Origin of the sequence: Izhakiella capsodis (assembly GCF_900115045.1) — a bacterium.
Taxonomy (GTDB): Bacteria; Pseudomonadota; Gammaproteobacteria; order Enterobacterales; family Enterobacteriaceae; genus Izhakiella; species Izhakiella capsodis.
The window spans coordinates 221,701-234,459 of sequence record NZ_FOVC01000001.1 but is presented as its reverse complement, the minus strand read 5'-3'; the positions used below and the strand labels follow the sequence as shown (position 1 = coordinate 234,459).

Here is a 12,759-nt window from a genome sequence, read left to right as displayed (position 1 = left end):
GGCGAAGAATGAACCTTTCCATCATCACTTAACTATTAGATGGTGTTTTTTCAGACAAAAGAGGTCCGGGATTATGATTTTCGTCCTGAAAAAAACAATTGGTGGGCTACTTTTGCCATTGCCACTGTTACTCATCGTGATGGGAATCGGACTTTTTTTACTTTAGCGTAGCCTTCGTCAGCAAACAGGTAAAATCCTGGTTTCCATCGCCTGAGTCGGATTGCTTTTACTCAGCCTGCCATCCGTGGCGGATCGACTGTTACGGCTACTGGAAGATGACTACCCAACATGGCGTCATCAGCAGCCAGTACAATAACTGGTAGTACTTGGTGGCGGTTAGACCTGGAACGCTGACTGGGTGACCGTCTCCAATCTAATCAATAACCTGCCGCGAATTGCCAGGGGTATTCGCCTGTGGCGAAAGAATCCCGGCGCAAAGCTGATACTTACCGGCGCGGCGGCGCAAAATAATCCGACGAGTTCAGCAGCCGTAGCGACGTTAGTTGCACTATCGCTCGGAGTCCCCTCCGACGCGATTATGACCCTTGATGAACCCCGTGATTCCATCAGGAGGCCGTGGCAATTGGCCAGGCACCGTTTTTACTCGTCTCGTCGGCCAATCAGCTGGCGATAGGCTCGCCGCTCTCTCTGAGAACGAGCACTGCCGTCCTCACAATGGCTGGGCCACAGCGAACGGGCCGGGTATGAAATTTCAGAGCATCTGTGACAAAACGGAACCGCCACCAATGCAGCTGTCACTGAGCCAGAAGGAAGTGACTGAGGCGGTCAACGCGCGTCCGATCCTGGCAGCCAGTATCTACCATGTAGTGAAATAGGGTCTGATAATGCCCCGAGAAAATTACTGCATGGCGGCACGAACACGCTGTAAATCTTCCGGCGTATCAACGCCAACGCCAGGGATCTCGCGCGCCACGTCTACATGGATTTTTTCGCCGTACCATAAAACCCGCAGCTGCTCCAGCAGTTCAATCTGCTCCAGCGGACTTGGTGCCCAGCTTATATAACGGCGTATAAATCCCGCCCGGTATGCGTAAATACCGATGTGTCGTAAAAAATAATCACCGATTGAGGCTTGTGACTTGCTGAACCTTTCCCGCTCCCAGGGGATGGCCGCACGTGAAAAGTAAAGGGCAACCCCCTGCGCATCACGAACAACCTTCACCGCGTTAGGATTAAAAGCCTCCTCCGCGTGCTCGATAGGTACGGCCAATGTTGCCATACCGACATCACAGCGCCGCAAGTTTTCCGCAACCTGGTGAATAATCACGGGAGGAATCTGTGGTTCGTCACCCTGTACGTTCACAACGATAGTATCATCGGAGAAATTATAACGCTCAACAACCTCCGCAATGCGCTCGGTACCGGAATGATGATCTGCACGGGTCATACAGATTTCACCACCCGCAGCCGTTATCACACTGGCAACATCAGGATGATCGGTGGCCACGATAACGCGTCCAGCTCCTGCCTCCTGCGCACGTTCCATCACATGCACAAGCATAGGCTTACCGTGAATATCAACCAGCGGTTTTCCCGGCAACCGGGTTGAAGCCATTCGAGCAGGGATAATGACAACAAAACTCATGAATGGCTCTCTTCCAGCGCCAGGGTCCGGGCTTCATTTTGCAATAAAACAGGAATACCATCACGCACCGGATAAGCAAGTCCGTCCGGTTTGCAAATCAGCTCTTGTTGATCTTTATTGTAATAAAGTTTGCCATTGCACACCGGGCAGGCAACGATTTCCAGTAAACGATGATCCATATATCCTCCGTTGTCACCAGGGTTATGAAGGCAACAGCTTAGCACAACCTTCTCTGAGCCAGCTATGGCGTCAGTCAATCTGTTAGTCTGACGTTATACAGCTATGCAGTACGTCAGGGCGCATTGATTTAGCAACGTGCATTGATCCCTTCCTGGTGGCAAAAAATAGTCATGCTGACACTTTGTCGCCAGCGTTTAGCATTCACAAATATCACGATAATGCTATGCAGCTATCCTGTTCAGACGCGCAGGTACAGTGAATGCCGGCAGCCTTAATGGAGTGGCCGCAGCCGGAGGATCTCACCGGTCAAATCATGATCCCGCTCGTCCAGCTGCGCATCAACCGGCAAATACCACCAATTATCACAGGCAAAAGCCCGAACCTTCACCGCATCTTTTTCCGTCATCAATAAGCATTCGTCTACCGCTGCCAGCGAGGCGAGCAGCGTGGCATCGTAATGCTGGTGATCGGTAAAAGCAATTTCACGCCGGGGGACTACGCCGAGCTGGCGTAAAGTGGCAAAGAAGCGCGGAGGATGGCCAATACCCGCTATCGCCACTACGTTTTGTAGTCTGTCAGCAGGCAACTGCTTACCTGAGCGCAGGTTAGTCGCCAGACTGGGGATCAATGTCATGCTGATTTCATCTGCGCTGACCTGACCGCCATTGACAACCCGTGCATTAACCTGCTTCAGACGTGAAGCGCGCTCGCGCATTGGCCCAGCTGGTAGCCACCAGCCATTACCAAAACGGCGCTCTCCGTCAATCACTACCAGTTCATAATCACGTGCGAGGGCATAATGCTGCAAGCCATCATCAGTAATGATGATATCGATTTCACCTGTTGCCGTCAGCGCCCGTACGGCATCAACTCGCCGCGGCGCAACGGCTACCGCCGCGCCAGTGCGCTGCCAAATCAAAACTGGCTCATCTCCCGCCTGCGCAGGGGTCGTCGCCGAATCCAGCAGCAGCGGATAGCGCTCTGCCTTGCCGCCGTAACCGCGTGAAACCACCCCCACACGCAGACCTGCTTGCTGAAGACGCGTTACCAACCAGATAACCAACGGTGTTTTACCGCTACCACCGGCAGTGAGATTACCGACCACCACCACGGGCACCGGTGCCCGCCATACCTTACGCCAGCCAAGCTGGTAGCTAAGGCGAATTAAATTGCTTATCAGGCCGTAGAGCAAACTCAACGGCCACAACAGCAACCAGAGAGGCGATTGACCACTCCAGATGCGCGCTATCATTGGCCAAACTGCATGTTGTGTAGCTGCGCGTAGGCACCATTTTTTTCCAGCAACGCCTTATGAGAACCACGCTCGACGATACGACCATCTTCAATCACCGCGATCTCATCGGCCTTCTCAATGGTTGACAGACGGTGAGCAATCACCAGTGCTGTACGATTTTTTTGCAATTCATCCAGCGCTGCCTGGATAGCACGCTCTGATTCGGTATCCAGCGCCGAAGTTGCCTCGTCAAGGATCAGGATCGGGCAATCGCGCAGCAGCGCTCGCGCGATGGCAATGCGCTGGCGCTGCCCGCCGGAAAGCAGTACACCGTTTTCCCCGATCACCGTATCAAGCCCGTTATCCATCCTGGAGATGAAATCCATTGCATAGGCCATACGCGCAGCGTTCTCGATTTGCTCACGGGTGTAATGTTCCTCACGCGCATACGCGATGTTATTGGCAATAGTGTCATTAAATAAGTGCACGTTCTGCGAAACCAGCGCGACCTGATTACGCAGCGAACCTAAGGTGTATTCACGTAGTTCATGACCGTCTATCAGAATTTCGCCCTGTTGAATATCATAAAAACGCGTCAATAAGCTGGCGATAGTGGATTTACCCGATCCTGAACGGCCAACCAACGCCAGCGTTTTACCTTTAGGAATGGTGAGACTGATGTTATGCAACGCTGGCACGTCCCGTCCGGGATAGGTAAATGTCACGTTTTTAAACGCAACATCGCCCTGAGCGCGATCGATAACCCGTTGACCGTTGTCCACTTCCTGCTCCCCGTCCAGAATAGAAAATAGGGTCTGGCAGGCAGCCATGCCACGCTGGAACTGTGCATTAACGTTGGTTAATGATTTCAGCGGGCGCATCAGCGCCACCATTGACGAGAAAACTACGGTAATAGTACCGGCCGTCAGCGTCTCCATTACGGAAGGGAAGCTAGCGGCATACAGCACAAATGCCAGAGCCAATGAGGCAATCAGCTGAATAATTGGATCGGAAATAGAAGATGCTGAAACCAGTTTCATTCCCTGCTGACGCATGCGGTTGCTAACCTTCTCAAAACGGTGCGTTTCCACACTCTGACCACCAAAAATCAGCACCTCTTTGTGACCCTTGAGCATCTGCTCAGCGCTGGTGGTCACCTGTCCCATCGTGTTTTGCATATTTTTGCTGATGTTACGAAAGCGTTTAGAGACCGAGCGAATGGCAAACGACACGATGGGTGCCAACAGGATCAGAATCAATGAAAGCTGCCAGCTATAATAAAACATTAAGATAAAGAGACCAATAATCGAGGCCCCCTCCCGTACCACCGTAACAAGTGTGCCTGAGGAGGAGGAGGCAACCTGCTCAGAGTCATAGGTAATGCGAGAAAGCAGCGTACCTGTAGACTGTTGGTCGAAGAAGGATACCGGCATGCCCATCATATGGCTGAACAGACGGCGGCGCATTTTCATTACCACATTGCCGGATACCCATGATAAGCAGTAACTCGCTATGTAGCTGGAGATACCTCGCATCAACATCAGTCCAATTACAACCAGTGGCATCCATATCAAAACTGAGTTATGCGATTTGCCGAAACCATCATCCAACAGCGGCTTTAGCAATGATATCATCAGCGCATCACCCGCCGCGTTAATTACCAGAGCGACAGCAGAAACTATCAGGCCGGCTCTGTACGGTGAGATCATTGGCCACAGTCGGCGAAAGGTTTGCCAGGTGGTAAGGTCTTTATCCAGATGCATTATTAAACCGCTTAAATTGAAATAGCTGCTCATTCTACCTGGAATCGCGCGGTGCGCCAAACCACTGATGATACCATCTGGGCATTATTTGCTCGCGAAATCCGCTAATTGTCCAGTGGTTAGGGTAAAATTTAACGCTTATCTGACCTGATTTCGCCGTATCCCACCACAGATACTGATTATCGGCGTACTTTTTCATGACGGTTTTAGCTGGCAGTCTCCAGGGATTGTTGCGTGAAGTTGATGCCAGTGCAGCCTGCCCGGCAATGGCGCGTAGCCACGGCAGTGATGATGAGGTGCGGCTACCATGATGTCCAACTTGCAGAATGTTTGCCCTTAGCGCACTCAGGCCAAACCCAAGCAGTCGGTACTCAGCGCGAGTTTCCAGATCGCCGGTAAGCAGGATGCGCCAGCGCCCGTCGCTTACGCGAATAACGCAGGAGTGATTGTTGCCTTCGCCTTTATCACTTTTCAGCGGCCAGAGCACGCTGAAGGTTAACCCCTGCCACTGCCAACGGTCACCGCGATCGCAGGGTAGCCGCTCTGCAGGACCAAAGTGACTGCGTACCAATACCTTCGGCCAGCGCCTTAGCAAGCTATCAAGGCCGCCGACGTGGTCAAGATGGGCATGACTTAAAATGATGAGATCCGGATGTAAATTATGCCATTGAAGCCAGGGAATAATAACGCTTCTTCCCATATCACCGTCAGGCCAGCGCTTTCCCGTATCATAGATCACCGCCCGTTGACCGCGTGAAATAACCACTGCCAGCCCGTGACCTACGTCCAGCATGTCCATCCGCCATAGCGGTCGGGGAGCGTTAATACGCCACATGCAGAGTGCGACCATCAGCACCGATAAACTAGCTAAGTGCCCGCGCCAGAGCGCAAAACGCCATGCGGCCAGCACCAACCAGACTCCAGTCGTAAGCCAGCACTGTGTTTCAGACAAGGTAAACCAGCCCGTAGGGATACGTTGTAACGGCCAAAAGACAACAACCAGACTCCAGTCGGCCAGCCACCAGAAAAAATGTGTCAGTATATTGAAGGGCGAAAGACAAACGGCGATGAGGCTTAGCGGCACTGAGACCAATGATACCAGCGGTACAGCCCATAGGTTCGCAAATAACGCGCTGAGGCTAAAACCATGAAACATCATCGCCTGCACTGGCAACATCAGCAGCAGCATTCCCAGCTGCAAATGAAGTAAATGCAGCCACCCCCAATACCACTTACGCGGAATGCAGGCAGGCATCGGCGCCAGACGATACCAGAGTAAAAGCCCACCGACCGCGCAGACTGAGAGGATCAGACTGTCGGAAAGCAGGCTTATCGGATCGGTAAATAACAGTAATGCGAGGCAGATTAGCCAGACATGCTCGCTGCGGCAATGCCAGCCAGCAAGGCGAAGTAAACTCCAGCACAGAAGCGCCAGAATAGCGCGCATTACCGGTGGGTTTGTACCCGCTAACCAGCAGTAAGCAATGGCAACGCTGATACCAATAAATAATGGCATTTTGTAGCCTATCTTTGTCGCTGGCAGAAAAAACTGTATTTGACGCCCAAGCAGCCAACCAGCAGCGGCGGCAAAGCTAATATGGAGGCCGGAAATCGCGATTAAGTGCATAATTCCGGTTTCCCGCAGCAGCTGATTAGTGTCGCTACCGATACCGCTGCGATCGCTGAAAGTCAATGCATCAAGGATCCCGCCCCATTGCAGTTGTTTAGTATGACGTTGCGCTATCGCTATCAGACGTGCACGATAGCCACACGCGCTGTCTATCGGTATTGCAGACAACAGCCGCCCCTGTAGCGGATTACCATTTGCTAACCGGAAACGCTGGCTATCGAATCCACCTTCATTAAGCCATCCATGTACCGGCCGAAATTTTAGTGTCATTTGCCAGCGCTGTCCGCTGCAAAAATTAGCCAGACGGCTCCCGGATAGATATATTTGCGCACGCAGAGCAGGAAACTGCGGCTGGTAATCAATACGATCGAGGCTAATTTGCACCATCTGTCTGTCGGGCTGAACATCAGTAATGGTCACCGTGGCGCTAACGCTGCCGGTGGCCACATCATCAATCCGCGTCAGCAGACGCCGCCCGTGTCCAGTAGACCAGCAAAAAACCAACAGCATCAATCCGGCATACCACATCCAGCGGCAGGGTAATCGCAGCAGTAAGAAACCCAGACAGGCACATAAGGTGAGAAATTCCGCGCCCGGAAGCGCAGGAAGGAACGCCAGAGGCAGTGTTGCCAGTACCGTGATTCCAGCCAGTTGCGTTAGGGTTACGACCATATTTTCCCCCTGAGGTCAGAAGAAAAGTATGCCTTGTCCCCGCGCCGGTTTATCCTATGGAATCAGCGCCATGCGCGCCAACGCGCAAAATTTTGCGCTCTCGTATGCAAATTTCAGTGTTGAAAAATAACAAAAAAAAACGACACCGGAGTGTCGTTTTTAATCAATCTCAGACTTAGCCGTAGATATTTGCCCGATCGCGTAGCTCTTTACCCGGCTTAAAGTGAGGAACGTATTTACCTTCCAGATCCACTTTATCACCCGTTTTCGGATTACGTCCGGTGCGGGGCGCACGGTAGTGCAAAGAGAAACTGCCAAATCCTCGGATTTCAATGCGCTCGCCCTGTGACAACGTTGTCGCCATATGGTCGAGCATTTCTTTCACCGCATCCTCGACGACTTTCGCAGGAATATGAGTATGCTGCCCTGCAAGTCTTTCGATCAGTTCTGACTTGGTCATGAATCCTCCGGTTGTGCTTGTGGCATAGAACTTAGCAATTATCAACGACTTGAGGGTGACGGTATACCGTCGCCCTGCACAGGCTGTGATTACTCGCCTTTAGCTGCTTTGAACGCTTCAGCCATCGCGTTAGAGAAGTTGCTCTCTTCCTGCTTATTGTTATTCACAGTAGCAATAGCATCTTTCTCATCCGCTTCGTCTTTGGCACGAACAGACAGGCTTACTACGCGGTTTTTGCGATCAACACCAGTGTATTTGGCTTCAACTTCATCACCCACGTTCAGAACCTGAGTTGCATCTTCGATGCGGTCCCGTGAAGCTTCAGAAGCGCGCAGATAGCCTTCTACGCCGTCAGCTAATTCAACTGTAGCACCTTTAGCGTCAACTGCAGTGACTTTACCAGTGACAATTGCACCTTTTTTATTCAGAGAGATGTAGTTGTTGAACGGATCTTCCGCCAGCTGCTTAACGCCGAGGGAGATACGCTCACGCTCTGCATCGACTTGCAGAACCACAGCTGCGATTTCGTCACCTTTCTTGTACTCACGTACGGCTTCTTCGCCAGTCGCATTCCATGAGATGTCAGACAGGTGTACAAGACCGTCGATGCCGCCGTCCAGACCGATGAAGATACCAAAGTCAGTGATAGACTTAATTTTACCTTCAACGCGATCGCCTTTGTTATGGGTCTCAGCAAACTGCTGCCATGGGTTGGCTTTGCACTGCTTCAGGCCAAGGGAGATGCGGCGGCGCTCTTCATCGATATCCAGGACCATGACTTCAACAACATCACCGACGTTAACCACTTTAGACGGATGAATATTTTTGTTAGTCCAGTCCATTTCAGATACGTGAACCAGACCTTCAACGCCCTCTTCAATTTCTACGAAGCAGCCATAATCAGTCAGATTGGTCACGCGACCGGTCAGGCGAGTGCCTTCCGGATAACGCTTAGCGATAGCGACCCATGGATCTTCGCCCAGCTGTTTCAGGCCAAGAGAAACACGCGTACGCTCGCGGTCGAACTTGAGCACTTTAACAGTGATTTCGTCGCCCACGTTAACAATTTCACTCGGATGCTTGACGCGTTTCCACGCCATATCGGTGATATGCAGCAGGCCATCGACGCCACCCAGATCAACGAATGCACCGTAGTCAGTAAGGTTCTTAACGATACCTTTAACTTCCATGCCTTCCTGCAGGTTTTCCAGCAGCTGATCGCGTTCTGCGCTGTTTTCAGACTCAATGACAGCACGACGGGATACCACAACGTTGTTACGCTTCTGGTCGAGCTTGATAACTTTGAATTCCAGCTCTTTACCTTCCAGGTGCAGGGTATCACGCACCGGACGGACGTCGACCAGTGAGCCTGGCAGGAACGCGCGAATGCCATTCAGCTCAACAGTGAAGCCGCCCTTGACTTTGCCGTTGATTACACCAGTAACGGTTGCTGCTTCTTCGTAAGCTTTTTCAAGCATCAGCCACGCTTCGTGGCGTTTTGCTTTCTCACGAGAGAGCTGCGTTTCACCGAAGCCGTCTTCTACAGCATCCAGTGCGACGTCAACTTCGTCACCAACCTGGATTTCCAATTCGCCCTGGGCGTTTTTGAACTGCTCGGCCGGAATGGCTGACTCAGATTTCAGGCCGGCATCAACCAGAACTACGTCTTTGTCGATAGCAACAACAACGCCACGCACGATAGAACCCGGGCGGGTTTCGATTTCTTTCAGGGACTCTTCAAAGAGTTGAGCAAAAGATTCAGTCATATTGATAATCTTCAGGATTCTTCAATTTAACGTCCATCTGTCATCATGACGGATGGGGTTGTTTCACATACCTGCAAACATCCTGTCAGCAGGGGCACTACAAATTTAAGCCTAAGAGAAAGCCAGTTTTTGACGCGCATAATTAAGCGCTTTTTCAATCACCAGCTCGATGTTCATGCTGGTTGAATCCAGCACCAATGCATCAGGCGCAGGCACTAACGGCGCGATAGCGCGATTACGATCGCGATTGTCGCGCTCCCTTATCTCGGCTAAAAGGCGCTCAAAGTTAACACTAAAGCCCTTCTCCTGCAACTGTAGCATACGGCGGCGGGCGCGCTCTTCGGAGCTGGCATCCAGGAAGATTTTTACCTGCGCATCGGGAAAAACGACCGTTCCCATATCCCGGCCATCCGCAATCAACCCAGGCGCTTCGCGAAAAGCCCGCTGGCGCCGAAGCAACGCCTCGCGCACACGGGGAAAAACGGCAACTTTCGAAGCGGTGTTACTGACCTCCTGGGAGCGAATTTCCACAGTAACGTCCTCAGCCTCAAGAACAACGTGGGTATCGCCGTTATTAACGACGAAACGCACGTCCAGATGTGCAGCTACTGGGACCAGAGCATCTTCAGCACTGATATCAATATGATGATGAAGTGCCGCCAGAGCAAGGACGCGATAAATAGAGCCGGAATCAAGCAAGTGCCAGGAGAGCGTTTCCGCCATCGCTTTACATAGCGTCCCTTTACCCGCTCCGCTTGGACCATCAATAGTTATCACCGGGATTGTTGATATCATTCACTGTCTCCTGTCGGTGTTAAGCCTGTTTTATTAGTTTTATGGCTAAGACGGGTGCATATTATACGCCGCTCTAAGAAGAATAGTTACCCCCCTGCTAAGCAAGCCAGAAAAATATCTCCGCTTGAAAAGCTGTCGGCGCGCCACCGACAGCAGAGAGGCAGTATCAGGCAGGTATGCTGATACGGGCGAACTGCTCAAAGTAGTCGGGGAAAGTTTTCGCCGTACAGCCCGGATCGAGGATGGTCACTGGCGTATCTGATAACGCTACAAGCGAAAAACACATTGCCATACGGTGGTCGTTGTAAGTGCCGATCTCGGCGGCTGTCAGCGTCGCGGGTGGGATAATGCGAATGTAGTCTTCGCCCTCCTCAACCCCTGCACCGACTTTGCGCAGCTCTGTGGCCATTGCCGTCAGACGATCGGTTTCTTTCACCCGCCAATTATAAATGTTACGCATAGTCGTCGTGCCATCAGCGAACAGCGCTACGGTAGCGATGGTCATTGCAGCGTCAGGAATATGGTTCATATCCATATCTATCGCTTTCAACTCACCGCGCGTGCAAGCGATGTAATCGTCTGCCCATTCAATGGTGGCCCCCATTTTTTCCAGCACATCAGCAAAAAGAACGTCTCCCTGCACGCTGGTTTTACCGATACCCGTTACCTTGACCGTACCGCCTTTTATTGCCGCGGCAGCGAGGAAGTAGGAGGCTGAAGAAGCATCGCCTTCTACCAGATATTGCCCCGGTGACTGATAATGTTGCCTTCCTTTTATGCGGAATGAGCGATAGTGGTCGTTTTCCACTTCAATGGCGAAGGCTTTCATCAGATGCAGGGTGATATCTATGTAGGGTTTAGATACCAACTCGCCCTTAATGCGGATAGTCGTATCTTTCTCCGCCAACGGCGCCGTCATCAGCATCGCGGTCAGAAACTGGCTGGATACTGAACCATCGACCTCGACGCTACCGCCGCTAAAACCGCCCCGAAGCCTCAGCGGGGGGTAATTTTGCTGCTCAAGATAGTCAATCTGCGCCCCCCCCTGACGTAAGGCATCAACAAGGTGTCCGATCGGGCGCTCTTTCATCCGCGGCTCCCCTGTCAAAACAACATCGTTTTCTCCCAGACAAAGCGCGGCGGCCAGTGGGCGCATGGCAGTGCCCGCGTTGCCTAAAAAAAGCCTCTGCGCACTGGTACTGTGCAATGGCCCGTTAACGCCGATCACCTCGCACGTACGGCGGTCGTCGGAAAGGTGATAGGACACACCGAGGGTGGTGAGCGCATTCAGCATATGTCGTACATCATCGCTGTCTAACAGATTGGTCAGCCGCGTGGTACCGGATGCCATAGCTGCCAGCAGCAGCGCACGATTAGACACGCTTTTTGATCCCGGCAGATTAACGGTACCATCAATCCGGGAAACTGGTTGTAACGTCAGGGAGTCCTGCATGTAAAACGTATTCTCCAACAATAAAAGGAGCTGAAGCTTTAAGCGTATTGCTTCAGCGCTGTCATATCACAATGCGGTTATGAATCTTATTAATACTCAGCCGTGGCGACGTTCAAAGTCAGCCATAAACTCAGTCAGCGCTTTTACGCCTTCCAGCGGCATCGCATTGTAAATAGATGCACGCATACCGCCGACAGCGCGGTGCCCCTTGAGCGCCTGCAATCCTGCATTCAGCGATTCAGTGAGGAATAAACTATCGAGCGAGTCATCGGCCAGCTGAAAAGGCACGTTCATGCGAGAACGGTTAGCGGGAGCGACATCATTACGATAAAAATCGCTGCTGTCGATAGCGCCATACAGTAAATCTGCCTTCGCCTGATTACGTTTGTCCAGCTCAGCGACGCCGCCCTGCTCTTTAAGCCACTTGAATACTAACCCGGACAGATACCAGGCAAAAGTCGGCGGAGTATTAAACATTGAATCGTTTTCGCTCAGAACCTGATAATTTAGAATGCTAGGCAACGACTGGTGCGCATTACCCAGCAGGTCATCGCGCACTATTACTAACGTCAACCCCGCCGGACCAATATTTTTCTGCGCCCCGGCATAGATGACCCCGTAGCGATTAACATCGATCGGGCGCGAAAGCAGTGTGGAAGAAAAATCGGCGACAACGACTTTATCGCCAAAATCAGGCTGTTCTTCGATGGCAATGCCATCAATCGTTTCATTCGGGCAGAAATGAACGTAAGCCGCGTGATCCTGTAACTGCCATTTGCTCATCGGCAGGATCGCACGCTGACCGTCTATGCGGATTTTGGCGTCAAAAACGTTAGGCGAACAGTATTTCTTCGCTTCTTTAATCGCGCTGGCCGCCCAATAACCGCCATCGACATAATCCGCTGTGGATTTGTCACCCAGCAGATTGAGAGGCACGGCAGCGAACTGTGCACGGGCGCCACCCTGGCAAAATAACACGTTGTAGTTTGAGGGGATTTTCAGTAAATCGCGAAAGTCCTTCTCCGCCTCCTGGGCAACCTGAATAAACGCGTTGCTGCGGTGGCTGATTTCCATCACCGAGGTGCCGGAGCCCTGCCAGTTGCAGAGTTCCTGTTCCGCGCGACGTAACACTTCTGCCGGCAGCATTGCCGGGCCGGAGCTAAAATTGAAAACCTGACTCATTTCCCCTCACCACTTGTT

The 12,759-nt window shown here is 52.0% G+C and carries 10 protein-coding genes and 1 pseudogene; 1 reads left to right on the top strand and 10 read right to left on the bottom strand.

Going from position 1 to position 12,759, the window contains the following annotated elements:
• Positions 1 to 73: 73 nt before the first annotated feature.
• Positions 74 to 727: pseudogene (gene elyC, locus BM191_RS01065) on the top strand (envelope biogenesis factor ElyC).
• 132 nt (positions 728 to 859) lie between these two features.
• Here elyC and kdsB read toward each other — a convergent pair.
• From kdsB to serC, 10 genes are all read right to left on the bottom strand, one after another.
• A complete protein-coding gene (kdsB, locus tag BM191_RS01060; RefSeq protein ID WP_092873974.1) occupies positions 860 to 1,606 on the bottom strand; it encodes a 3-deoxy-manno-octulosonate cytidylyltransferase in 747 nt (248 codons plus the stop codon).
• Positions 1,603 to 1,785, bottom strand: a complete 183-nt coding sequence (locus BM191_RS01055; protein ID WP_092873971.1) for a Trm112 family protein — start codon at positions 1,783 to 1,785, stop codon at positions 1,603 to 1,605. Before BM191_RS01055 ends, kdsB begins: the two co-directional genes overlap by 4 nt.
• A gap of 272 nt (positions 1,786 to 2,057) precedes the next feature.
• A complete protein-coding gene (lpxK, locus tag BM191_RS01050; RefSeq protein WP_092873968.1) occupies positions 2,058 to 3,038 on the bottom strand; it encodes a tetraacyldisaccharide 4'-kinase in 981 nt (326 codons plus the stop codon).
• Entirely contained in the window at positions 3,035 to 4,783 is a 1,749-nt protein-coding gene (gene msbA, locus BM191_RS01045; protein WP_092875146.1) for a lipid A ABC transporter ATP-binding protein/permease MsbA, read from the bottom strand. The genes lpxK and msbA overlap by 4 nt, the downstream gene beginning before the upstream one ends.
• 34 nt (positions 4,784 to 4,817) lie before the next feature.
• Positions 4,818 to 7,085: a DNA internalization-related competence protein ComEC/Rec2 gene (locus tag BM191_RS01040; protein ID WP_092873966.1), complete on the bottom strand. Its 2,268-nt coding sequence runs from the start codon at positions 7,083 to 7,085 to the stop codon at positions 4,818 to 4,820.
• A 175-nt stretch (positions 7,086 to 7,260) separates the two neighbouring features.
• Entirely contained in the window at positions 7,261 to 7,584 is a 324-nt protein-coding gene (gene ihfB, locus BM191_RS01035) for an integration host factor subunit beta (protein ID WP_269017616.1), read from the bottom strand.
• A gap of 50 nt (positions 7,585 to 7,634) precedes the next feature.
• Positions 7,635 to 9,311 carry a 30S ribosomal protein S1 gene (gene rpsA, locus BM191_RS01030; RefSeq protein ID WP_092873961.1) on the bottom strand — a complete coding sequence of 559 codons (1,677 nt, stop codon included), beginning with the start codon at positions 9,309 to 9,311 and terminating at the stop codon, positions 7,635 to 7,637.
• 111 nt (positions 9,312 to 9,422) lie between these two features.
• Positions 9,423 to 10,106: a (d)CMP kinase gene (gene cmk, locus BM191_RS01025; protein WP_092873959.1), complete on the bottom strand. Its 684-nt coding sequence runs from the start codon at positions 10,104 to 10,106 to the stop codon at positions 9,423 to 9,425.
• Positions 10,107 to 10,272: 166 nt separating this feature from the next.
• Positions 10,273 to 11,559 (bottom strand): 3-phosphoshikimate 1-carboxyvinyltransferase, encoded by a 1,287-nt coding sequence (gene aroA, locus BM191_RS01020; RefSeq protein WP_092873956.1) that lies wholly within the window; start codon positions 11,557 to 11,559, stop codon positions 10,273 to 10,275.
• 96 nt (positions 11,560 to 11,655) lie between these two features.
• The gene (gene serC, locus BM191_RS01015) at positions 11,656 to 12,741 is read right to left on the bottom strand and encodes a 3-phosphoserine/phosphohydroxythreonine transaminase (protein WP_092873953.1); all 1,086 of its coding nucleotides are present in this window, start codon (positions 12,739 to 12,741) and stop codon (positions 11,656 to 11,658) included.
• Positions 12,742 to 12,759: the final 18 nt, after the last annotated feature.

Coding starts and splice junctions, on each gene's coding strand:
- aroA (WP_092873956.1), bottom strand. CDS start 11,559: ATGCAGGACTCCCTGACGTTACAACCAGTTTCCCGGATTGATGGTACC.
- BM191_RS01040 (WP_092873966.1), bottom strand. CDS start 7,085: ATGGTCGTAACCCTAACGCAACTGGCTGGAATCACGGTACTGGCAACA.
- rpsA (WP_092873961.1), bottom strand. CDS start 9,311: ATGACTGAATCTTTTGCTCAACTCTTTGAAGAGTCCCTGAAAGAAATC.
- BM191_RS01055 (WP_092873971.1), bottom strand. CDS start 1,785: ATGGATCATCGTTTACTGGAAATCGTTGCCTGCCCGGTGTGCAATGGC.
- msbA (WP_092875146.1), bottom strand. CDS start 4,783: ATGCATCTGGATAAAGACCTTACCACCTGGCAAACCTTTCGCCGACTG.
- lpxK (WP_092873968.1), bottom strand. CDS start 3,038: ATGATAGCGCGCATCTGGAGTGGTCAATCGCCTCTCTGGTTGCTGTTG.
- cmk (WP_092873959.1), bottom strand. CDS start 10,106: ATGATATCAACAATCCCGGTGATAACTATTGATGGTCCAAGCGGAGCG.
- serC (WP_092873953.1), bottom strand. CDS start 12,741: ATGAGTCAGGTTTTCAATTTTAGCTCCGGCCCGGCAATGCTGCCGGCA.
- kdsB (WP_092873974.1), bottom strand. CDS start 1,606: ATGAGTTTTGTTGTCATTATCCCTGCTCGAATGGCTTCAACCCGGTTG.